A 20,900-nucleotide genomic window follows, 5' to 3' on the forward strand; every position below is an offset into this window, starting at 1 on the left:
ACCCCCGGGACTTGCGGCCCGCCGTCCCGGAACCCGGCCGCCTCGCTGCGGAACCGCGCCGCCGGCCGCGGCTCCGGCCCGGCCCGCGGTACCGCCCCTCGGAGCGGGGTCAGCGCGGCCGGGCGTGCCGGGCGACGCCGCCCTGCCGGGGTCGCCCGGTCGGCCGCTCGCCCCGGTGGCGGGCCTGCCGTCCCGGGGCGGTCGCCGTGAGCACGGCGGCCAGCACGAGCGGGGCCAGCAGCAGGACCATCACGGTGTTCACGGCCACCTCCGGAGTCGATCGCGTCCTCGGACGGCGGACCGCCTGCCCCCGGACCGCTGTCCCATGCCCGCATCGCACCGAACGGGTACCGGCCCGTCGCCGACCGGACCCCCGCCCGCCGGGCCGGCATGGGTGGCGACGCCGACCGGTAGGGTCGTCGCGCTGCGGCTCCGAGGGATCGGGCCGCGACCGGCCAGCGAGCGGTCCGGGGCCGGGTCCGGGCCGGACGGCCGAGGAGGGTGACGGATGGCGGCGGACGGACGGCGGGCGGCCGAGGACCCGGGGCGGCCCGTCTGGGTCCTGCCCCCGCTGGAAGGGGTCGGGCCGCTGCGGTTCGGCATGCGGGCCGAGGAGGTTGCCGCGGCCGTGCCGGACGCCCACTGGCTGGGCCGCTTCGAGGCGGAGCCGTACTGGCCCGAGATCCTGGGCCTCCGGTTCGGCTTCCGGCCGGCGGTGCCGGCGGTGTACGCGTACTTCGACGGGCCCGGCCGGCTGTTCTGCGTGGCGGCCGATGCGGCCGCCGGACCGCAGGTGACGCTGGACGGCTGCGAGCTGACCGGCCGTCCGCCCGCTCGGCTGCAGGACGCGCTGCACGAGCGTCCGTGGCCGGAGGGCTCCGGTGTGAGCTACGGACCGCGCGGGAACCCGGCGGTGAACGCGATCGGCCTCGTCCTGCGGGTGCAGGAGACCCCGGGCGGCGTACTGACCCGGCCGGTGCTGGTGGGCCGGGAGTGGGCGGACCGCTGTGCCGACGATGCGGAGGGCCCGGTGCCGGAGTGCGAGTGGCTCGGCCGCCAGTGGCCCTGCCCCGGGTACCCGGACGTCCTGCCGCCCGCCGGAGAGTCACCCGGCTGGCCACGCGGCTGGCGCCCGCCGTTCTGAAGGCCTCGCAGCTCCGCGGCGGTGGCGTCCCGGTCACACCGGAGCGGCCCCACCGCCCGGCCACGCGCAGGCGGCCCGTCGCGAGGTGGTCCCGGAGTTCGGTGCGGCAGGCCCGCCCGCCCGATCGCCCACCGCAGCGACCGGCAGGGCGGGGCGGTCAGCCGAGCCGTGGTGGCTGCCAGTCGTGGTGACGGAGGATCATCCGCACGGCCGCGGCGGAGGGGGTCAACCGCATCGCGGTGTTGCGCAGCGCGACGGCGAGCGGCCGGGAGAGCTGGTGGCCCATCCGGCCGGCCTGCCGGGCGGCCCGTGCGACGGCCTGGCTGCGGGGCCTGCGTTCGGCGTCGTAGCGGGCGAGCGCGGTCTCGACGTCGGGCGCGGCGGCGAGCGCCGCGGCCAGCGTGACGGCGTCTTCCAGCGCCTGGCAGGCGCCCTGTCCGAGGTTGGGCGTCATCGCGTGCGCCGCGTCGCCGAGCAGGGCGGTCCGGCCGACCGCGTACCCGGGGAGCGGGGTGCGCAGCTCGTGGACGTCGTGGTGCAGGACGGCCTCGGGCCGGGTCGCGTCGAGCAGGTCGGGGATCGGCCGGTGCCAGTCGTGGAACCGTCGGCGCAGTTCGGCGAGCGGGTCGGTGAAGCGCGTCCCGGCGGGCAGGGGGAGGACGGCGTGCCATTCGGCCCTGCCGTCCCGCAGGGCGATGTGGCCGAACTCGGCGCCCCGGCCCCAGGTCAGTTCGAAGTCGGTGCGCAGGTCGACCGGCCGCTCGGTGATCGCGCGCAGCACAGCGGAGCCGCTGTGCACCGGGCCGGGGTGGTCCGGGAAGAGCCCGCTGCGGACGGTGCTCCGGATGCCGTCGGCCGCCACCACCAGGTCGGCGTCCAGGGCGGTGCCGTCGAGGTCGACCCGGACCGTCCCGGGATCCACCTGCCGCACCGGACCGGCCTCGGCTCCGATCAGCTGGGCCTCGGCGGGCAGTGCCTCCCGGAGCAGTCGGTGCAGGACGGCGCGCGGGATGCCGGTGATCGGCGCGCCCACCGCCCGTTCCAGCGCGCGGCCGTCCATCCGGGCCAGCCAGCGGCCCTCCGGTGTGCGGGTGCCGCCGAGGTACTGGCCGCGCGCGGCCTGCCGGACCGCTCCGCCCACGCCGAGTTCGTCCAGGGCGCGCAGGCCGTTCGCGGCCAGTGAGACGGCGGCCCCCGCATCGTCGAGCACGGGTGCGCGCTCGACGACCCTCACCGCCCACCCGGTGCGGTGCAGGCCGATCGCGGCGGCCAGCCCGCCGATGCCTCCGCCGACGACGACCGCTGTGCCGCCCACCATGTCCAGCCCCCGTTCTTCTACATCTGTAGAAGGGTGACCCTACCCGAACCGCTACAGGTGTAGAAAGGACCCCATGGCAACGGACCGGCGCACCCTCCTCGCGGACGCGGCTCTCGACGTACTCGCCGACGAGGGGATGCGCGGCCTGACCCACCGCGCGGTCGACCGCCGGGCCGGTCTGCCGACCGGCACCACCTCGGCCTACTTCCGCACCCGGGCGGCGCTGCTCACCGGCCTGGTCACCCGTCTCGTCCACCTCGACCAGGCGGAACTGCAGGCGGCGGCCGAGCAGGTGCCGCCGATCCGCTCCGCGGAGGAGCTGGTGGACGGCATGCTGCTGCTCGCCCGCCAGCGGCTCACCGGCGAGGGCCGTCGCCGCTCGCTCGCCCGCCACGCCTGTGCCGTCGAGAGCGTGCGCGACCCGGAGTTGCGCGAGATCCTCGTGCCCCGCGAGAACGCCGGCCGCGAGGCCGTCCGGCGGTTCCTCGCCGACCACGGCGTGGTGGACGTCGAGAGCCGCACCCACACCCTGCTGACCTGCCTCGACGGACTCGTCTTCGACGGCCTGGTGAGTGGCGGCGAGGTGCACCGGGAGGCCTTGGAGGGCCTGGTCGCGGCAGCCCTGCGCCCGCCCCGACAAGGCTGAGGCCGCAACCGCCGGATCGGCCAGGGCGGCCGGCGAAGGTGGCGCACGGTCGGACGACACAGGAGCGGGTGGCGGGATGACGGACAGTGGGACGACGGACAGTGGGACGGCCGACGGCGGGACGGCCGACGCGGACGCGTCCTTGCTCGCGGCTGCCCGGCAGAGGCTGCGGGCGGGGGCCGCGCCGACCGCGGTCTGCGGCGAGCTCGCCGCACGGACGCACTGCTGGTGGGAGGCCGCGTCGGCCGTCGGCCGGGCGGCGGGGATCCCGGAGCCCGAACTGCGGCGGCGCCTGCACGGCGAGCCGGCACAGGTGCAGCGCGCGCTCGGCCCTGGCGAGGAGGAGGCGTACGGCGAACTCCTTTCGATGCTCGGCGTGTTCGACGTCCACGAGCAGCTGGACGGGCGGGCGGCGGCGATCGCGGAACACCTGCGGACCGCGGTCGCCGCCATGGGCGGCGTGGCGAGCGGTCATGCGCTCGGCCTCTCGCGCCGGATGGCCGAGGGCGAGCTGACAGACGCCTTCCGGTCGCTCGCCCGCCTCGGTCCGCGGGCCCGGGGCGGTCGACCCACGGCGTTCTGGGCGGCCCTCGTCACGGCCGGCGAACTCCTCGACCCGGCGGACCGCGAGGAGAGCGCGGCGGTGACGGAGGCGCTCGCCAAGTGCCGTGTGAGTCTTGAGCGTTGCACCGGCGAGGCCCGGACGAAGCCCGCTCCCCCGGTCCTGCCTCACGGCCGGACGGCGACGACCGCCAACCGCACCGACGCCCTCCCGCCCCTCGACCCCGACAACCGCCGGACGGAGTGACGGACTCGGCGCCGCCGACCCGACGGCGTCGGCCCCGGCCCCTATCCTGGGGACATGACCATTCAGCGCATGGACAACGTCGGCATCGTCGTCGACGACCTCGATGCCGCCGTCGCCTTCTTCACCGAACTCGGCATGGAGTTGGAAGGCCGGATGCCGATCGACGGCCGCTGGGCGGGGAACGTCGTCGGGCTCGACGACATGCGCAGCGAGATCGCGATGATGCGGATCCCTGGCGCGCCGGGCCGGCTCGAACTGGCGACGTACCACGCCCCGAAGGCGATCACCCCCGAGCCGGCGATCGCCCCGGCGAACACCCTGGGCCTGCACCGCGTCATGTTCGCCGTCGACGACCTGGAGGACACCCTTGCCCGCCTCCGCCCGCACGGCGCCGAACTCGTCGGCGAGGTGACGCGCTTCGAGGACAGCTACCTGCTCTGCTACCTCCGCGGGCCGAGCGGAATCATCCTCGCGCTCGCCGAGCAGCTGAACTGAGGGCGAGGGCGGCCCGCTCCCGGAGGCACCGGCCCGAGCGCCGACGGTAGCGTTCTGGTGAGCGCGACAGAACGCTCCCGAGGCGGGCTGAGCACTCCAGTCGAGCCGACCCTCGGCGTCGGTCACAGCCCGGACAGCCCGCAGTTCACGGGGGCGCCGACCAGGCATCAAGGGCGGCTGACCCCGGCCTTCGACAACCGGACTCAGCCGGGGTCTGGGGCCGGACCGTGCAAGCGACTGCTGAGACGCCGAAATCCGCCTGATCCACTGGCTTATGGTTCCCGCATGAAGACCATGCTCCACCTGGAGAACATCACCGCCGACAACTTCGACGCCGCGATCGGCCTGAAGGTGCGTCCAGACCAGGAGCACCTGGTCGCTCCGGTCGTGAAGTCGCTTGCAGAAGCGTATGTGCACCCCGATACAGCCTGGCCTCGACTCATCCTTGACGGCGACCGGCCCGTTGGTTTCCTCATGGCATTCTTCGGCATCGACTTCGCCGGTGACGGTCGGGGCGCCGACTATCGCTCCGGCCTCTGGCGCCTCAACATCGCAGCCGGAGAACAAGGGCGTGGATACGGCCGCTTTGCGGTGCAGTCCGTGGCCGCTGAGATCCGGCGCCGCGGCGGTACTCGCCTGACGACCACCTGGCACCCGGGCGGAAACGGCCCGGAAGGCTTCTACCTGGGGCTTGGGTTCCGGCCGACTGGGGAGACCAGCGGTGATCAGCGAGTCGGTGAACTTGACCTGACCTGAGTTCTGCTCCGTCGGACGGAACGACGACTCGCTCAACGTGAGGCCGGTGCCGGGCCGAAGTAGGACCTGGTCTTCACCGACCGGGTGCTCGTCACCCTGGTCCACCTGCGCACCGGGCTCCCGCACGCCGCGCTCGCCGCGCTGTACGGCACCGCCCGCTCCACGATCTCCTGCGCGATCGGCGAGATCCGCCCACTGCCGGCGGCGCGCGGCTTCGCCGTCCCCGACCACCCCCGGTATCCGACTGCGCATCCTGGCGGACGTGTTCGCCTACGCCGAGGCCGAGGGGATCCGGCGCCGGATCGACGGTGCCGAGACCCAGGTCCGCCGCCCCAAGGCCAACCGGCCCGGACGGCGAGCCTTCGTCTCCGGCAAGAGGAAACGGAACACCATCAAGACCACCACCATCAGCGACGGCCGGGGCCGCCTGCTGTGGTCGGGCGCGGACCGGCCCGGCCGAATGCACGACCAGACCGCCATGCGCACCGAGGGCATCGCCGAGCACGCCTAGCGGGAGATGCGCCGCCGGCAGTCCTCAGATCGGATCTGCATCGAGCACACCAACGCCGAACTGCGGCAGTGGCGGCCGCTCCAGCGCTACACCGGCCGACGCGAGGACTACGCCGATACCTACCGCGCGATCGCCTCACTGGTCTCGGACCGCTCTGCGCGCAGAGCAACCCGCCGCAAGCCGAGCACCGACCTGGTGCTCGCCCGGCAGACCGCCTGCTGATCACCCACAGCTAACCCGCCGGGCCAGCACGCCCAGACCTCAATCGCGGACCCAGTCGTTACGGACACCGGCCCGCGGACACCGACCCGCGGACACCGGCCCGCGGACACCGGCCCGCGGACACCGGCCCGCGGACACCGGCTCGTGGGCTCAGGCGAGGGCGGCGACCAGCAGGGTGAGGGCGCCGACGAGGACGGCGACGCGCAGGTAGTGCCAGCGGTCCCAGCGGTTCGACTGCTCCCTCCAGTCCGCCGGACGGTTCTCGACGGTCCACGTCTTGCTCCGGTTGTTGATCGGGACGAGCACCAGCAGCGACATGACCACGCTGACGACCAGCAGCGCGGCGCCGCCGACGACCAGGCCGGTGCCCTCGTGCGACCGGCCGGCGACGGCCCAGGCCGCGCAGAGGACGACCGAGCCGATGTACCAGAACGGCATGACCGCGCCGAGCATCCGGCCGCCGTGGCTGCGGCCGAGCTGACCTGCGTCGTCGGGGAGGGCGCCGAGGATCCGGTTGATGACGAAGGCGACGGAGAACTCCACCCCCACCATCACTCCGACGACCACGGTGGTGAAGACCTCGAGTGCATCGAGCATGACGACCCTCCTGGGATCTAGCGCTGCTAGCCGATGAGGCAACGCTAGTACTTCTGCCGCTCGCTTGTCTAGCAGTGCTAGGATCGAAGCATGTCGGTACAGCAACGCAAGGAACGCGAACGGGCGGACCGCGAGCGCCTCATCGTGACCACGGCCCGTGAACTCGCCGAGCAGCAGGGCTGGGACGCGGTCACCACCCGCCGGCTCGCCGAGCGCATCGAGTACAGCCAGCCCGTCCTCTACAGCCACTTCCGCGGCAAGCGCGAGATCATCGGCGCCGTCGCCCTCCAGGGTGCCGCCGAGATGGCCGTCGCGGTGCGGGACGCGGCGGCGGCCGCGAACGGCCCGCACGAGCGGGTCGCCGCGATGGCCCGCGCCTACCTCGACTTCGCCGAGCGCAACCCGGCGGTCTACGACGCCCTGTTCCAGCTCGACGGCGGCCTGGCGTACGCGCAGGAGGACACCCCGGAGCCGCTGAAGGACGCCTTCGCCGCGCTGATGGAGAGCCTGGCCGGGGTCGCCGGGGACGGCGTCGACCCGGGGCTGTTCACCGAGACGTTCTGGGCGTCCCTGCACGGCCTCGCGACCCTGACCCGGGCGCGACGGCTGCTGCCGGAGGACACCGAGCGGAGGGTCGGGCTGCTGGTCGACCGGCTCGCCGTGGTCTGACGCACCGTCCCGACGGTCACGCCGGGCCGCGCCCCGCGGACGCACAGCACCCCCACGGGCCGACGACCCGTGGGGGTGCTGCGTGTGGGGGTGCTGCGTGTGGGGTGCTGCGCGTGGTGGTGCCAGGCGTCGCGGGTCAGTCGTTGGGGTGGCGGCCGGGGCGCCGGTCGGGCGGGCAGTCGTAGGAGGTCAGGTACTCGGCGGTCGGGGTGCCGACGCCGGTGACGGCGTCGTAGCCGCGGTCGGCGACCAGCGAGGTGTCGTGGCCCATGGTGCGCAGCGAGGTGGTGGTGCCCTCGCTCGCGTCGACGGTGTTGTTGAAGTCCACGCGGACCTGGGCGAGTTCGGTGCCCGGGCCGAAGGGGTGGTCGACCACGTCGTGGTAGGCGGCGCTGCCGTAGCGGGCGTAGATCGAGGGGTTGGCGAAGCCGATCGGGGAGCCCTGGGCCTGCTGGGCGAGGGCCTGGAGGGCGGCGACGACCGGGCAGGCGAGGCTGGTGCCGCCGATGCGGTACTCGCTGTAGCGGACGCTGCCGTCGGGGAAGCTCTGGGTCTGGCCGACGAGGAAGCCGGTGTTGGGGTCGGCGACGGCGGCGATGTCGGGGACGACCCGGTTGCGGCCGCCGTTCGCGCCGGATAGCGACGGCGGGACGACGCCGCGCTGGTAGCGGGGCTGCGGGAAGCGGGCGCTGGTGCCGCCGCCCGCGCCGCCGTTGAAGGTGCCGGGGAGGTCGGTCCAGGTGGTGCCGTCGGCGGAGAGGACGGACTTCAGGGTGCCCCAGCCCGTTTCGAAGCGGTACCGGTCGGAGGCCTCCAGGGCGAGCGAGGTGCCGCCGACGGCGGTGGCCCAGGGCAGCGAGGCCGGCATGTCGGTCTGCTTGGTGCCGGTGTTCTCGACCTCGTCGCCGTCGTCGCCGCTGGAGAAGTAGAAGCCGATCCCGGTGGCGGCGCCGCGCTTGAACAGGTGCTGGTAGACCCGGTCGAAGGCGGGGTCGCTGGCGTTCTCGGGCTCGCCCCAGGAGTTGGAGACGATGTCGCCGAGGTGCTGGTCGACGACGCGGTCCAGGGCGTCGATCAGGTCCTGGTCGTAGCAGGAGGCGGCGCCGACGTAGGAGATGTCCGCGTCGGGGGCGACGGCGTGCACGGCCTCGATGTCGAGGGTCTGCTCGCCGTACCACCCGGCCGCGTCGCAGCCCTCCGGGTCAACGTCCGGCGGGGCGGTGTGCGTCCACACCGCCGGGTCGTAGCGGAGCAGTTGGTCCTTGGTGTAGAGGGCGTCGCCGTGCAGGGCGGCGTAGCGGGTGACGTCGTCGCCGATGGTCGGCGAGTCGTAGGCGTCGACGACGGCGACCGTGGCGCCGCGGCCGGTGAGGCCGGTGGCGGCGGCGCCGTACGCGGTGCGCAGCTGGGTGCCGTTGAGGCCCTGGATCACGTACGGCCGGACGGCGCCGTACGCGGCGGGGGTGCCGGTGGCCGGATTCGCGCCGAAGTAGGCGGAGTACGGGCCGGAGTTGACGAAGGCGCCGCCGGGACCGGGCAGGGTGTCCTGCGGCTTGGGGCGGCCGGGGCGGACCTTGCTGGGGGCGGTGTTGAGTCCGGTGACGCTGAGGACGTCGTCGGTGAGGTCGGTGGGCACGGTGACGTCGCCGGCCGGCGCCCGGTAGCTGCGGGTGCCCTTGCGGTAGGTGTGCAGTTCGGTGCCGAAGGCCCGTTCGGCGTCGGCGGCGTCGCCCTCGGCGGTGAGGTAGTGGCGGTTGGTGGAGGTGACGCGCAGGCCGGAGGAGTGCAGCCAGCGGCCGACCTTCTCGTTCTGGGCGTCGCTGCTGCCGAAGCGTTCGGCCAGCTGCTGGGGCGTCAGGAAGTGGCCGTACTCGTCGGAGGCGGGGTCGGAGACCCGGCGGGCGAACTCGTCCAGGCCCTTCTGGTCGCGGCCGGCGAGGTAGACCCGCACGGTGACGGGCGCGTCGGCGCGCTCCCGGCCCTGGTCGGCGGAGGAGCGGGTCCATTCGGGTGCCGTGCCGGGGACGGCCGAGCGTCCGTGCGGTGCGGGGGTGTCGGCCCGCGCGGGCGTGCCCGCCGCGGTGGCGGCCAGCAGCGGCAGCGCGGCCATGACGACCAGTCCGGTTCTGGAGCACGTCGGGCGGATGCGCATGCAGGGACAGCCTTCCGGTCGGGGGTGGCGGGGGCGCGTGTCCGGGCGGTCCGTCCTCCCGGCCACGCCGAACGAGCCCGACGCTAAGGCCGGTGCCGGCCCGGACCTGCGCAGCCCGGATGCGACGCACCGTCGGCTTCACCCGCCCGGTGGCCGGGAGGCTGCCGGCCCGGTACGACCGGACGGCGCGACGGAGAGCCGCGGCCCGAAACTCGCTTGCCCTGTGCTCCGCGCGCGATGAGGATCGGCGCATGAGCCACGTGATACGAGCCGTCACCGCCGAGGACTGGCAGCGCGTCAGGGAACTCCGTCTGGCGGCGCTGCGGGATCCGGTCGCGGGGATCGCCTTCCTGGAGACGTACGAGAACGCCGTCTCCAGGACGGACGAGTTCTGGCGGGAGCGCGCGGCCGGCTCCCGCGGCGACATGGTCGTCCAGCAGTTCGTCGCCGAGCGGACGGACGGCGGCTGGGACGGGTCGGTGACGGTCCTGATCGAACGGGCGGGCAGGGAGGACGTCTTCGGTGCGCCGGTCGACGTCGACCAGGCCCATCTGGTGGGTGTGTTCGTGCGCCCGGAGCAGCGTGGCACGGGTCTCGCCCGGGCCCTGTTCGATGCGGCGATCGACTTCGCCCACGGGCTCGACGGGCTCAAGGTCTCTCGCGTGCGTCTCTACGTGCACCAGGACAACGAGCGGGCCGAGGCGTTCTACCGGAAGATCGGTTTCGCGCGGAGCGGCCACTCGGTCCCCGTCCCGGGCGACGCGTCGTCCCGGGAGCACGAACTCGTCCTCGGCCGGGCCCTGTCCGACGCATCCTGACGAACTCCCCGACGGAGGGCCGCCGGGTGCGGCGGCACCGTCCCTGCGGTGGTCCGGCAGCCGGCTACGCGGCGGGGCTCCCGGGGAGGTAGCGCCGTACTCGGGCGCTCGGGTCGCGGGCCAGTTGATCGGCCCTGCGTTCCACCTCCCCGGGAGCCAGGATGCTGAGTGTGCGCCATGCCTCGGCCCGGACGCGTGTCCTGGGGTGGGTGGTGAAGTCCAGCACGCGGGGCACGTCGCCGGCGGTCCCGAGATCGGCCAGCCCTCCGAGGGCTCCGACGGCCGTGGCGTCCGGCACGTCACCGGGCGCGAGGGCGTCGCGGTACACCTGTGGTGCCAGGTCGGTGTACCCGCGTGCGTACAGGGTGGCACGCGCGTGGTAGCGGACCCGGGCGTCCGGATCGATCATCGCCTCGCGCAGGTGTCCCTCGCCGTGCGGCTGGCGGGCCCGGGCCTGGAGGGCGCGCAGCCGTATACGCGGACTCGCGCAGGTGTCGAGGAGCGGGAGTACGGCGTCCTGGTCGGCCGGTGACAGCTTCGACGAGGTGACGAGGCGGGCGGCCCACTGCCAGAGGCCGGGGTCCCTGGTGGCGAAGGCGGCCTCGACGGCCTCCGTCGGATCGATCAGCGCGAGCCAGCGCAGGCAGCAGGCCCGCGCCGCGGGATCGGTCGAGCGCGCGCCACGCCGGAGCTCCTCCGCGCCCGAGCGACGGAGCAGGTCCTCCACTCCGGCCAGCATCGAGCCTGCCCTGCTGCGCTTGCCGAGGCCGTCCAGGAGGGGCAGCAGCCGGACGAGGGTCGCCACGTTCCCCGGGTCGGCGAGCCGTGCGGTGACCGCCCGCTGCGCGAGGTCCCTGACCTGTGCCACGGGATCGTTGAGCCGCAGCAGGAGGAAGGGCAGGGCGAAGGGCTCGGGGGACGCTTCGAGCAGGGTGACGCCGGTCTCCCTGAGGTAGCCGGAGCGGTCGAACGACATCAGGGCCGCCACGGCGAGGGCATGGGGTGCGGCCGGTGCATCGCCGGGCGCCCCGGGGGAAGCGGAGCCGCCCATCAGGATGCCGGTGGAACCGATGCTCCCCCGCCGGCGGCGGTAGTCCGCTTCGAGGCGCATCAGCTCGACGGGCGTTGCCGTTCGGAGCATCGCGTCCAGGCGGCTCGCTGCCAGCGTCGGGTCGTCGTCCCATGAAACCGTCACGGGTGGGACAGTATCCAACGCCGTGATGCGACATCAGGTCCCACCCGTGCTCCTCCCCCGTTCCCCGGCGTCACGGGCCCGGCCGTCCGCTCTCCGCGGCCGGCCACAGGGGGTGGCGGCCCCGGTCTACCGGCTTTCCATCGCGGCCACCAGCTGCGGCAGGTGGCCGCCGGCCGCGACGAGGGCGAGGTGGTCGTGGAAGTCCCGGCTGTGGACGATCCGCCCGTCGCGGACCCGCAGGACCTGGATGTTGGCGACCTCGAAGCGCTTGCCGGTGACCCGGTGGTGCGCCCGGTAGTCGAATTCGGCGACGACCACCTCCGGGTCGTCGGTCTCGCGGACGACCACGTTGGCGGCCGCCAGCTCCAGCGGTGAGGCCGCGCCGACCTCGGCGAACCGGGCGGCGAGGACGGCCCGCCCCTCGAAGCGGCGCGGCCCGACCGGCTCGAAGACCGTCTCCACCACGGCGTCCTCGGCGTAGAGCTCGGCGAGTTCGGAGAACCGCCCGGCTGTGATGCCGTCGAGCAGTGCGTGGAAAACCTCGCGCGGCGACCTGGTTTCGGACATGATCAGCCTCCGTCGGACGTGTCGGTAGAATCGGACTGGCGACTCCGCTTCCAACGATACGGACTGGGCAGTCCGGTTGTCCAGCGGTCGGTGCGGTGCGCACGGAAGGAGACGGACGGGATGAGTGGCAGTCAGGAACGGCCGCTGCGGGCGGATGCGGCCCGCAATCGGGCGAGGCTGCTGGACGTGGCAACCGAGGTGTTCACCACCCGGGGCGTCGAGGTGCCGACCGAGGAGATCGCCCGGTCCGCGGGCGTCGGGGTCGGAACCCTCTTCCGGCACTTCCCGACCAAGGAGGCGCTGCTCGCCGCGGTGATGGTGCGCCGGCTGGAGGCCATCGCGGCCGACACCGCCGACCTGGCCGACCGGGCCGAGCCGGCCGAGGCCTTCTTCGACTGCTTCAGGCTGGTGGTCGACCGGTCCGCGGGCAAGAACGAGTTCACGCAGGCGCTCGCCGCGGCCGGCGTGGACGTGCACGCCTCGCTGCAGGAGTCGACCGTGGCGATCCGGACCCGGCTGGCCGACCTGCTGGCCGGGGCGCAGCGCGCCGGGGCCGTCCGGGCCGATCTGGGACTGCCGGAGCTGCTCGCCCTGCTGGTCGGCACCGGCGCGACGATGGAGCAGCTGCGGGACGACCCGGCGGCCCGGGAGCGGATCTACGAGGTGGTCTTCGACGGGTTGCGGCCGCACTGAGCGCAGGCCCGGACGAGCGCGCGGCGCGGGCTCGTCCGGCCACGGGCCGGCTCCGCCGCGCGTCAAGCGGAAGACCGGGGCGGGGGAATGCTTCCGGCTGCGTTTACAACGTTATACAGCGCGCGGGATGTACCGGGCAAGGGCATTCCCGCGCCGCATTCCGAGGAGGCCCGCCCGGAACCCCGCACCACCTGCACCGGCGCGGCAGCCGTCGCGCACGGCGCGCCCGCCCGGTGGTCGCGGGAGGCCGCGGGCGCCCGCGGAGCCTGACGTTCCCGCACCTCGACGCAGCGTCAGCTCGGCCCGGGCCGGGTCGACATCGGATGAAGTGAGCACGCGGAGGAATTTCCGCAACGCATCCCGCCGAAGGGGTGGACACGACCCCGGGGCCGTGCTGTCATTCTGGCTGCCCCGATTTTCCAACGTTGGAACGAAACTCCGCCCACCCCCTCCCCACCGTTCCGCCGCGGCGGCGCCGGGTGCTGCAGGCTGCACCCGCAGCACGACCCGGCGCAGGGCCGCACCGCCCGGCCGCCCACCGGCCGCCGCCGCATCCCCTTCCCTCCCGAGCTCCCTCCCGAGTTTCCTCCCGATCCGGTCCCGGCTCCGGTCCCCGTCCCGGTCCCTGCACGGGGTCCCGCCCGTCCCGGACCGCCCCCGGCCCGATCCCGTCCGTTCTCCGCCGGGCCGAAGCGACCGTCCGGGTCGACCGGTGCCGGCCGTCCGACACCTCTCCCACCCACCCCCGCCGGAACGGCAGTCCGGTCGGGCGGCGGCCCACCCCTGTGAGGAGCATCCGCATGAGACGACGACAGCCAGCCCGCCGACCGTGGCGCGGGATGTGGTCGCTGCTGCTGGCAGCGACCCTCTCGCTGCCGGTCGCCGGCCTCGTCCCCGCCGCCTCCGCGGCCGAACCGGCCGACCGGGCGACCGCCTTCGCCGCCGCCGACCCCGACGCCCAGGTGCACGGGCTGAAGGGCGAGTACTACCGGATGTCGGCCCCGGGTGCCCGCGACTTCGCGGAGCTCGGCGGCGTCTCGCTCGACCCGAGCATCGACCTCCCCGGGCTGGCCGGCGCCTTCCAGGAGATGACGGGACGCCAGGAGAACACCACGGCCCGGTGGACCGGCCGGATCGAGGCCCCGACGACCGGCGACTACACCTTCTACGCGATCGGCGACAACGGCTTCCGGCTGTTCGTCGACGGTGCGCCGGTCATCGACCACTGGGTGCCGGACTGGGACCGCGAGCAGACCAGCGCCGTCCTGCACCTCAACGCCGGTGAGCGGCACGACTTCCGGCTGGAGATGTTCCAGGACGTCGGCGGCGCCAACATGTTCCTGCGCTGGTCGGGCCCGGGCCTGCCGAAGCAGCTGGTGCCGGAGTCGGCCTTCACCCCGCCGGACGGCTTCAGTGTCTACCCGGTCGCGCTGAACGTCGCCGGGGACGGCCTGCGCCTGCAGGCCACCTTCAAGGGCAAGGTCGGCGGCACGGCGGGCCTCGCCGAGCACCTGCGGATCGAGGCCGACACCACGCCGATGCCGGTGAAGTCCGTCGCGGTCGCCGCCGACGACAGGCGCTCGCTGATCGTCAGGCTCGCCGAGCCGGTGCAGAAGGGCCAGCAGGTCCGCTTCCGCTACGACGGCGCGGGCACGCTCACCTCCGGCGGCGAGGCCGTGCCGCAGATCGCCCGGACCTCGGGCAACGCCTCCACCCACCGCCTCACCACCCCGTTCGGCGACAAGGTCGACCCGAACCACCCGCTGCCCGAGTACCCGCGTCCGCAGCTGGTCCGCGACGACTGGCTGAACCTCAACGGCCCCTGGCAGTTCGCCGCCGCGGGCGCCGACGAGCAGCCGGTCTTCGGCAAGGACCTCGGCGAGAAGATCGTCGTGCCCTACCCGGTCGAGTCGCTGCTGTCCGGTGTGGAGCGGCACGAGGACCACATGTTCTACCGGCGCACCGTCACCGTGCCCAAGGGCTGGAAGATCGGGAAGGACAACCGGCTGAAGCTGAACTTCGGCGCGGTCGACCACCGGGCGACGGTCTGGGTCAACGGCACGAAGGTGGCCGAGCACACCGGCGGGTACACCGGGTTCGGCGCCGACATCACCGACGCGGTCAGGGGCACCGGCCCACAGGAGATCGTCGTCGCCGTCACCGACACGGCCGGGGCGAACCAGCCGATCGGCAAGCAGTCCAACACCCCCGGCGGCATCGTCTACACCCAGTCCTCGGGCATCTGGCAGACCGTCTGGATGGAGCCGGTCGCCGCCGCCTCGGTGGAGAGCCTGACCGCCACCCCCGACATCGACTCCGGCACCCTCGCCCTGACCGTCGACTCCCCCGGCGCGCCCGCCGGAACGCTGGTCAAGGCGGTCGCCAAGGACGCCAAGGGCAACACCGTCGGCTCGATCAGCGGCCCCGCCAACACCCTGCTGCACCTGCCGGTGAGCAACCAGCACCTGTGGACGCCCGACGACCCGTACCTCTACGACCTGAAGGTCACCCTGACCGGCGGCGGTTCGACCGACACCGTCAAGAGCTACTTCGGCATGCGGAAGATCGCGCTGGCCGACGTCGGCGGCTACCAGAAGATCGTCCTCAACGGGAAGCCGATCTTCTCGCTCGCCCAGCTCGACCAGGGCTTCTGGCCGGACGGCCTGTACACGGCGCCGAGCGACGCCGCGATCGCCTTCGACCTGAAGACGCAGAAGGACCTCGGCTTCAACGCCGTCCGCAAGCACATCAAGGTCGAGTCGCCGCGCTGGTACTACCAGGCGGACAAGCTGGGCCTGCTGGTCTGGCAGGACTTCGTCTCCGGCGACTACAGCACCGCCGCCGGCCGGCAGGAGTTCAAGGACGAGGGCGCGGCGGAGATGAAGCTGCTGCACAACTCCCCCTCGGTGATCGGCTGGATAGTCTTCAACGAGGGCTGGGGCGAGTGGGACCGGACGGAGACCGGCAAGCTCACCGAGGCCGTCAAGGCGGCCGACCCGTCCCGCCTGGTCAACGCCCACAGCGGGGTCAACTGCTGCGCCTCCAAGGGTGATTCCGGCAAGGGCGACATCATCGACCACCACGACTACGGCAACACCGACCCGGCCTTCCCGGACGCCACCCGGGCCGCGATGGACGGCGAGCACGGCGGCTTCACCCTCCGCTCCCCCGGCCACATGTGGCCCGGCGCCCCGACCGTGATCTACAGCGGCGTGGCGGACAAGGCGGCGCTCACCCAGAAGTACGTCCAGAACACCGAGACCTTCTACCTGGCGGCGGCCGGCGCCGAGCTCTCCGGCTCGGTCTACACCCAGGTCACCGACGTCGAGAACGAGCTCAACGGCCTCTGGACGTACGACCGTCGGCAGATCAAGGTCGACGCCGCGCAGGTCCGCGCCGTCAACCTCAGGGTCATCGCGGCCGGCGCCGCCGCCGGCGCCCGCTCCGAGCTGCACGGCGGCGGTTCCTGGTCACTCGACGAGGGCACCGGCACCACCGCCGCCGACCGGGCCCCAACCACGCCGACCTCACGCTGAACGGCGCCTCCTGGGCGCCGGGCGTCAGCGGCAGCGCCCTCAAGATCGACGGCCAGGGCCAGTACGCGCAGACCGCCGGCCCGGTGCTCGACACCACCAGGAGCTACTCGGTGTCGGCCTGGGTCACCCTGGACGCCCTGCCCGGCAACTACGCCTCCGCCCTCAGCCAGGACGGCCGGCGCGTCGAGAACCCCTTCTACCTGCAGTACGGCCAGGGGGCGTTCGCCTTCAGCCTGCCGGGCGGCAACCGCGCCCGGCTGCCGATCACCCCGCAGCTCGGCCGCTGGTACCACCTGGTCGGCGTGCACGACGGGGCGGGCAACACCATCCAGCTGTACGTCGACGGCGTGCTCGCCGCGTCCGTGCCCTCCGGCCCGGCCGACGTCAGCACCGGCCCGCTCGCGATCGGCCGCGCCAGGTACAACGGCCAGAACACCGACTTCTGGAACGGTTCGGTCGACCAGGTGCACGCCTACGACCGGGCCCTGACGGCGGCGGAGGTGAGCGCCCTGCACACCGCCGAGACCCCCGCGTAGCGAGGGCCGACGCCCGGCCCCGGCAGCGGAACCCCGCCGCCGGGGCCGGGTGCTGCCCGCTCCCCCGCGGCCGTCAGGGCGCGTCGGGTCCGAGGGCGGCGCGGGCGGCGGCGAAGAGGCGTGCGCAGCGCTGCGCCATCGCGTCCGCGGACTCCTCGGGATGCTTGATCCACCAGCGGACCAGGGCGGTGGCCAGGCCGCGCCAGGCGTGCGCGAGGGCGTCCGCGTCGAGCGGGTCCGGTTCGGGCCGGTCGGCGCCGGTCGCCCCGGCGGGGCCCGTCCGGTGGAGGAGGTCGAGGGTGCCGGCCGCGGCGAGGTCGTCGACGGCGGCCCGGTAGCGGGCGGCGAGCCGGGCGGGTTCGCTGTCGGGCGGCAGCGTGCCGTCGTAGAGGACGAACCAGGCCTCGCGCTGTCCCTCCAGCGCGGTGAAGAGGTGGTGCAGCACGCGCAGGGGTGTCGGCGGCCGGTCGTCGCCGTTCGCGTCCATCGCGGTGCGGATGGCCGCCAGCAGCCGGTCCCCGACGGGGGCGAGGCAGGCGAGGTAGAGGTCCTGCTTGGGGCCGAAGTACTGGTGCAGCAGGGTCTTGGTGACGCCGACGCGGGCGGCGACGGCCGCGAGCGACGTGGCCTCGTAGCCGCGGCGGCCGAACTCCTCGGTGGCGGCCGCGAGGATCTGCCGTTCGCGGTCGGCCCGAGGGACGCCCTTGGTGCCGGCCCGGGAAGGGGGGATTGCCATGCCCTGGATCTTACCCTACGGTAATTTACCGCTTGGTAAGTTCCTGCCACCGCTGCCCGAGGGAGCCCCATGTCCGAGGCCGCCGCACCCCGTTCGCACCGCACCCGCTCCTGGTGGGGCTGGGGATGGGCCGACGCCCACCCGGACGACGCCGAGTGCATCGCGATGGGCGCCCTGGTGCCCGGCACCCTCGCCCGGCCGCTCCCGCTGCCGCGGATCGCCGACCTGCGGATCGGCGCGCCCGCCGTCACCCCGCCGGCCGCCCTGGCGCACCTGGTCACCGCGGACCCGGCCGTGCGCGCCTCGCACGCCATGGGCAAGGCCTTCCGGGACGTGGCACGCGCCCTGCGCGGCCGCCCCGGCCGGATCCCCGACCTGGTCGCCCACCCGCGCTCGGACCGGCACGTCGCCGACCTGCTGGAGTGGGCCGGCGACCGGGCCGTGGCGGTCGTCCCGTACGGCGGCGGCTCCTCCGTCGTCGGCGGCGTGGAGTACCGCGGCGCGGCCCACCGGGCGGTGCTCTCCCTCGACCTCACCGCCATGGACGCCGTGCTGGAGCTCGACCCGGCCGGCCGCTCCGCCCTCGTCCAGGCCGGGATCCTCGGCCCGGCCCTGGAGGACCGGCTGCGGCCGCACGGGCTGACGCTCCGCCACTTCCCGCAGAGCTTCGAGTTCTCCACCCTCGGCGGCTGGCTCGCCACCCGGGCCGGCGGCCACTACGCCACCGGCCGCACCCGGATCGACGACTTCGCGCAGTCCCTGCGGGTGGTCACGCCCGCCGCCACCGGCACCTCCTGGCGGCTGCCCTCCTCGGGGGCGGGCCCCTCCCCCGACCGGCTCTTCCTCGGCTCCGAGGGCGCCCTCGGCATCATCACGCAGGCCTGGATGCGGCTGCAGGAGCGCCCGCACCACAAGGCCTCGGCGGCCGTCGCCTTCGCCCGCTTCGAGGACGCCCTGGAGGCGGTGCGCGCCGTCGCGCAGTCCGACCTGTCACCCGCCAACTGCCGCCTGCTGGACGCCGGCGAGGCCGCGCTCTCCGGCGCCTCGCGCGACGGCTCGGCCGTGCTGGTGCTCGGCTTCGAGTCGGCCACCGCCCCGGTCGGGGACCGGCTCGCCCACGCCGTCGACCTGGCCCGTGCCCACGGCGGCACCGCGGACGGCGGCGCCGGGTCCGGCGGGTCCGGCGGGTCCGGCGGCCCCTCGGACGCCGCGGTCGGCGCCTGGCGCAGCGCCTTCCTGCGGATGCCGTACCTGCGGGACGGCCTCGCCCGGATGGGGGCGGTCGTCGAGACCTTCGAGACGGCCGCCACCTGGGACCGGATCCCGGCCCTGATCGACGAGATCCGCAGCGAGGTCGGCGCGGCGGCGCGGAAGGCCACCGGCCACCCCGCGCTCGTCAACTGCCGGCTCACCCACGTCTACCCGGACGGCGCCGCCCCCTACTTCACCGTGATCGCGGGTGGCCGGGACGGGGACGAGGACGCCGTCTGGGACGAGCTCAAGGCCGTGGCGGAGGACGTGCTGCACCGCCACCGCGCCACGATCACCCACCACCACGCCGTCGGCCGCGACCACCGCCGGTCGTACGACCGCCAGCGGCCGGAGCCCTTCGCCCTCGCGCTGCGCGCCGCCAAGAGCGCCCTCGACCCGCACGGCGTCCTCAACCCCGGGGTGCTGCTGGACGCCTGAGGGCCCGGCGTCAGAGCGGGTCGCCGAGCGGGCCGTACTGCTCCTCCAGGCTCTCGGCCCAGTGGGCGGCGAAGTCCGGCTGCGTGCCGTCGGCGTCGGTGAACCCGTACTCCCGGTACAGGCCCCAGGTGGCCAGCGCGCGGCCGCTCTTGGCCATGACGGCGGGGTCGGCGGCGAGGGCGGCGACCGCCCGGCCGAGGTAGGCGGGGGTCTCGGAGTGGGCGAAGTCCGGGTCCTTCGCCACGCCGTCGCGCCAGTTCGCCTCGGTGACGCCGAAGTGGTCGAGCATGGCCTCCGAGCGCAGGAAGCCGGGTGTGAGCGCGACCGCCGCGACGCCGTGCGGCTTCAGCTCGGCCGCCTGCGCGACGGCGAGCCGGATCACCGTCGACTTGGCGAGGTCGTAGAAGAGGCTGCCGCGGTAGCGGGCGGTGTTGCCGTCGGTCACCTCGACGACCAGGCCGCTCCTGCGGGCGACCATCAGCGGCAGCGCGTACCGGCTGGTGATCACGTGGGTCTCCACCGCCCGGCGCAGCAGGCGGAGTCCGGTGTCGAGGTCCTGCTCCCAGAGCGGGTGCCCCCAGTCGGTCAGGGCGTCGCCGCCCCAGACGGAGTTGACCAGGACGTCGAGCCGGCCGTCCTGCTCGGCCGCGATCCGGTCGACGAGGGCGCGGACCTCCTGCGGGCTGCTGTGGTCGGTGCGCACGGGGATGCCGAGGCCGCCGGCGGCGGTGACCCGCGCGGCCGTCTCCTCGATGGTCTCCGGGCGGTCCAGGTCGGAGCGGCCGGCCGCGCTGCTGCGGCCGGTGACGTACACCGTGGCGCCGGCGGCGCCGAGTTCGACGGCGATGCCGCGGCCTCCGCCGCGGGTGCCGCCGGCGACCAGGGCCACCGCGCCGGCCAGCGGCCGGGTGTCGATCGTCATGCTTCCTCCGGGGTGCGGGAGCGGGCGGGGTGCCGGGAAGCGGTGTGCGGCGTGAGCAGCGTCCGCAGTTCACGGGCCACCCGGTCGGCGAGGGTGCCGTGGCGTTCCAGGGCCCAGGTGAGGCCGGCGCCGGCGGTGGCCGCCTGGACGGAGCCGGCGAGGGCGGCGGTGTCCGTGCCGGCCCTCAGCTCGCCGTCGGCCGCGGCGTCCGCGAGGAGCCGCTCGATCGCCCGGCGCTGGGCGAGGTGGGCGGCCAGGGCGTGCCGGTGCAGTTGCGGGTCGGTGAGGTCGAGGCAGAGGAAGGCGAGGTGGTTGGCGAAGCGCTCGGGGGTGCCCATGGGGGCCAGCCAGTCCACGACCAGGGCGGAGAGGGCGTCGAGGGCCGTCGGGTGCTCCTCGCGTGCCGCGCCGGCCGTCGCGTCGGCGTCCTTCACGGACTGCTCGGCGAGCGCGACCAGCAGGCCGTGCTTGGAGCCGAACCGCTGGACGAGGGTGCCGGGCACCAGGCCGACCTCGCGCGCCACCGCAGCCAGGGTCAGCCCGGCGGGTCCGAGCCGCCCGATCACCTCGGCCGCCGCGCGCAGGATCACCACGTCCTCGACCCCGCGGGGGCGTCCGGCCATGTCCCCTCCCCCATTAATAAATGCCTGTTCATTCATTAAAGCCGGCCGCCGGCCGGGAGGCAAACCGCGACACCCGTGTCCGGTGAGCGGGACCCCGCGTGTCGTGTCCACCACCGCGCGAACTATGATCGCCCGAGTACAGCGTCCCTCCGGAGGTTGCCCCGGCATGCCCGGGCGGCCTCGGCGGCCGGAGGCGACTCATCTCACCGGAGCGGGGCCAGTGAGAGCCCACGGACTGCCTTGTGTCGTCGTGTCCCGAACGTGCCG

The 20,900-nt window shown here is 74.3% G+C and carries 20 protein-coding genes and 2 pseudogenes; 13 read left to right on the plus strand and 9 right to left on the minus strand.

Annotation, left to right across the window (positions count from 1 at the left end; all coding sequences use genetic code 11):
* Positions 1–109: 109 nt before the first annotated feature.
* Positions 110–262, minus strand: a complete 153-nt coding sequence (locus tag IE98_RS49685; protein ID WP_159401162.1) for a hypothetical protein — start codon at positions 260–262, stop codon at positions 110–112.
* Between the two features lie 246 nt (positions 263–508).
* Between IE98_RS49685 and IE98_RS43575 the strand changes: the two genes are divergently transcribed.
* Positions 509–1,144: a hypothetical protein gene (locus tag IE98_RS43575; protein WP_043175865.1), complete on the plus strand. Its 636-nt coding sequence runs from the start codon at positions 509–511 to the stop codon at positions 1,142–1,144.
* Positions 1,145–1,301: 157 nt separating this feature from the next.
* Here IE98_RS43575 and IE98_RS0135075 read toward each other — a convergent pair whose 3' ends face one another.
* Positions 1,302–2,459, minus strand: coding sequence for an FAD-dependent monooxygenase (locus IE98_RS0135075; RefSeq protein WP_030275845.1), 1,158 nt, complete (start codon positions 2,457–2,459; stop codon positions 1,302–1,304).
* A gap of 76 nt (positions 2,460–2,535) precedes the next feature.
* On the opposite strand from IE98_RS0135075, the gene IE98_RS0135080 reads away from it, so the two are divergent.
* The 7 genes and pseudogenes from IE98_RS0135080 (at position 2,536) to IE98_RS52380 (ending at position 5,900) form a co-directional block, all read left to right on the plus strand.
* On the plus strand, positions 2,536–3,108 hold the full coding sequence (locus IE98_RS0135080; RefSeq protein ID WP_030275846.1) for a TetR/AcrR family transcriptional regulator: 573 nt from the start codon (positions 2,536–2,538) through the stop codon (positions 3,106–3,108).
* Between the two features lie 76 nt (positions 3,109–3,184).
* The gene (locus IE98_RS0135085) at positions 3,185–3,916 is read left to right on the plus strand and encodes a hypothetical protein (RefSeq protein WP_030275847.1); all 732 of its coding nucleotides are present in this window, start codon (positions 3,185–3,187) and stop codon (positions 3,914–3,916) included.
* 54 nt (positions 3,917–3,970) lie between these two features.
* Entirely contained in the window at positions 3,971–4,411 is a 441-nt protein-coding gene (locus IE98_RS0135090) for a VOC family protein (protein ID WP_030275848.1), read from the plus strand.
* Positions 4,412–4,696: 285 nt separating this feature from the next.
* Positions 4,697–5,167 (plus strand): GNAT family N-acetyltransferase, encoded by a 471-nt coding sequence (locus IE98_RS0135095; RefSeq protein ID WP_030275849.1) that lies wholly within the window; start codon positions 4,697–4,699, stop codon positions 5,165–5,167.
* Positions 5,168–5,251: 84 nt separating this feature from the next.
* Positions 5,252–5,320, plus strand: a pseudogene (locus IE98_RS52370) (hypothetical protein); the annotation flags it as partial.
* A 109-nt stretch (positions 5,321–5,429) separates the two neighbouring features.
* Positions 5,430–5,678 (plus strand): transposase family protein, encoded by a 249-nt coding sequence (locus IE98_RS52375; protein WP_324605830.1) that lies wholly within the window; start codon positions 5,430–5,432, stop codon positions 5,676–5,678.
* A 6-nt stretch (positions 5,679–5,684) separates the two neighbouring features.
* Positions 5,685–5,900 carry a hypothetical protein gene (locus IE98_RS52380; RefSeq protein ID WP_324605831.1) on the plus strand — a complete coding sequence of 72 codons (216 nt, stop codon included), beginning with the start codon at positions 5,685–5,687 and terminating at the stop codon, positions 5,898–5,900.
* Positions 5,901–6,050: 150 nt separating this feature from the next.
* Here the strand turns inward: IE98_RS52380 and IE98_RS0135105 are convergent, their stop codons facing one another.
* Positions 6,051–6,497, minus strand: a complete 447-nt coding sequence (locus IE98_RS0135105) for a DUF1772 domain-containing protein (RefSeq protein ID WP_030275850.1) — start codon at positions 6,495–6,497, stop codon at positions 6,051–6,053.
* Positions 6,498–6,587: 90 nt separating this feature from the next.
* Between IE98_RS0135105 and IE98_RS0135110 the strand changes: the two genes are divergently transcribed.
* Positions 6,588–7,166: a TetR/AcrR family transcriptional regulator gene (locus tag IE98_RS0135110; protein WP_030275851.1), complete on the plus strand. Its 579-nt coding sequence runs from the start codon at positions 6,588–6,590 to the stop codon at positions 7,164–7,166.
* 136 nt (positions 7,167–7,302) lie between these two features.
* Here IE98_RS0135110 and IE98_RS0135115 read toward each other — a convergent pair whose 3' ends face one another.
* A complete protein-coding gene (locus IE98_RS0135115) occupies positions 7,303–9,318 on the minus strand; it encodes a S53 family peptidase (RefSeq protein WP_052391406.1) in 2,016 nt (671 codons plus the stop codon).
* Positions 9,319–9,569: 251 nt separating this feature from the next.
* Between IE98_RS0135115 and IE98_RS0135120 the strand changes: the two genes are divergently transcribed.
* Complete coding sequence (locus IE98_RS0135120; RefSeq protein ID WP_030275853.1) at positions 9,570–10,136, plus strand: GNAT family N-acetyltransferase; 567 nt, start codon at positions 9,570–9,572, stop codon at positions 10,134–10,136.
* Positions 10,137–10,200: 64 nt separating this feature from the next.
* Here IE98_RS0135120 and IE98_RS0135125 read toward each other — a convergent pair whose 3' ends face one another.
* On the minus strand, positions 10,201–11,331 hold the full coding sequence (locus tag IE98_RS0135125) for a hypothetical protein (protein WP_159401163.1): 1,131 nt from the start codon (positions 11,329–11,331) through the stop codon (positions 10,201–10,203).
* Positions 11,332–11,457: 126 nt separating this feature from the next.
* Positions 11,458–11,898 carry a nuclear transport factor 2 family protein gene (locus IE98_RS0135130; RefSeq protein ID WP_030275855.1) on the minus strand — a complete coding sequence of 147 codons (441 nt, stop codon included), beginning with the start codon at positions 11,896–11,898 and terminating at the stop codon, positions 11,458–11,460.
* 120 nt (positions 11,899–12,018) lie between these two features.
* Between IE98_RS0135130 and IE98_RS52100 the strand changes: the two genes are divergently transcribed.
* Positions 12,019–12,591, plus strand: a complete 573-nt coding sequence (locus IE98_RS52100) for a TetR/AcrR family transcriptional regulator (protein WP_030275856.1) — start codon at positions 12,019–12,021, stop codon at positions 12,589–12,591.
* Positions 12,592–13,391: 800 nt separating this feature from the next.
* Positions 13,392–16,663 (plus strand): annotated as a pseudogene (locus tag IE98_RS43585) (LamG-like jellyroll fold domain-containing protein).
* A gap of 73 nt (positions 16,664–16,736) precedes the next feature.
* Here the strand turns inward: IE98_RS43585 and IE98_RS0135145 are convergent.
* Complete coding sequence (locus tag IE98_RS0135145; RefSeq protein WP_030275857.1) at positions 16,737–17,399, minus strand: TetR/AcrR family transcriptional regulator; 663 nt, start codon at positions 17,397–17,399, stop codon at positions 16,737–16,739.
* Between the two features lie 69 nt (positions 17,400–17,468).
* Between IE98_RS0135145 and IE98_RS0135150 the strand changes: the two genes are divergently transcribed.
* Positions 17,469–19,088 (plus strand): FAD-binding oxidoreductase, encoded by a 1,620-nt coding sequence (locus IE98_RS0135150; protein WP_030275858.1) that lies wholly within the window; start codon positions 17,469–17,471, stop codon positions 19,086–19,088.
* A 10-nt stretch (positions 19,089–19,098) separates the two neighbouring features.
* On the opposite strand, the gene IE98_RS0135155 is transcribed toward IE98_RS0135150, so the two are convergent.
* The gene (locus IE98_RS0135155; protein WP_030275859.1) at positions 19,099–20,010 is read right to left on the minus strand and encodes an SDR family oxidoreductase; all 912 of its coding nucleotides are present in this window, start codon (positions 20,008–20,010) and stop codon (positions 19,099–19,101) included.
* The gene (locus IE98_RS0135160; RefSeq protein WP_234443799.1) at positions 20,007–20,669 is read right to left on the minus strand and encodes a TetR/AcrR family transcriptional regulator; all 663 of its coding nucleotides are present in this window, start codon (positions 20,667–20,669) and stop codon (positions 20,007–20,009) included. The genes IE98_RS0135155 and IE98_RS0135160 overlap by 4 nt, the downstream gene beginning before the upstream one ends.
* Positions 20,670–20,900 lie beyond the last annotated feature (231 nt).

The sequence above is a fragment of the Streptomyces sp. NRRL B-24484 genome, from assembly GCF_000717715.1.
Lineage (GTDB): Bacteria > Actinomycetota > Actinomycetes > Streptomycetales > Streptomycetaceae > Kitasatospora.

Coding starts and splice junctions, on each gene's coding strand:
- IE98_RS0135095 (WP_030275849.1), top strand. CDS start 4,697: ATGAAGACCATGCTCCACCTGGAGAACATCACCGCCGACAACTTCGAC.
- IE98_RS0135120 (WP_030275853.1), top strand. CDS start 9,570: ATGAGCCACGTGATACGAGCCGTCACCGCCGAGGACTGGCAGCGCGTC.
- IE98_RS0135115 (WP_052391406.1), bottom strand. CDS start 9,318: ATGCGCATCCGCCCGACGTGCTCCAGAACCGGACTGGTCGTCATGGCC.
- IE98_RS0135110 (WP_030275851.1), top strand. CDS start 6,588: ATGTCGGTACAGCAACGCAAGGAACGCGAACGGGCGGACCGCGAGCGC.
- IE98_RS0135155 (WP_030275859.1), bottom strand. CDS start 20,010: ATGACGATCGACACCCGGCCGCTGGCCGGCGCGGTGGCCCTGGTCGCC.
- IE98_RS0135145 (WP_030275857.1), bottom strand. CDS start 17,399: ATGGCAATCCCCCCTTCCCGGGCCGGCACCAAGGGCGTCCCTCGGGCC.
- IE98_RS52100 (WP_030275856.1), top strand. CDS start 12,019: ATGAGTGGCAGTCAGGAACGGCCGCTGCGGGCGGATGCGGCCCGCAAT.
- IE98_RS0135130 (WP_030275855.1), bottom strand. CDS start 11,898: ATGTCCGAAACCAGGTCGCCGCGCGAGGTTTTCCACGCACTGCTCGAC.
- IE98_RS43575 (WP_043175865.1), top strand. CDS start 509: ATGGCGGCGGACGGACGGCGGGCGGCCGAGGACCCGGGGCGGCCCGTC.
- IE98_RS0135160 (WP_234443799.1), bottom strand. CDS start 20,669: ATGAATGAACAGGCATTTATTAATGGGGGAGGGGACATGGCCGGACGC.
- IE98_RS52380 (WP_324605831.1), top strand. CDS start 5,685: ATGCGCCGCCGGCAGTCCTCAGATCGGATCTGCATCGAGCACACCAAC.
- IE98_RS0135080 (WP_030275846.1), top strand. CDS start 2,536: ATGGCAACGGACCGGCGCACCCTCCTCGCGGACGCGGCTCTCGACGTA.
- IE98_RS0135090 (WP_030275848.1), top strand. CDS start 3,971: ATGACCATTCAGCGCATGGACAACGTCGGCATCGTCGTCGACGACCTC.
- IE98_RS0135150 (WP_030275858.1), top strand. CDS start 17,469: ATGTCCGAGGCCGCCGCACCCCGTTCGCACCGCACCCGCTCCTGGTGG.
- IE98_RS0135105 (WP_030275850.1), bottom strand. CDS start 6,497: ATGCTCGATGCACTCGAGGTCTTCACCACCGTGGTCGTCGGAGTGATG.
- IE98_RS0135085 (WP_030275847.1), top strand. CDS start 3,185: ATGACGGACAGTGGGACGACGGACAGTGGGACGGCCGACGGCGGGACG.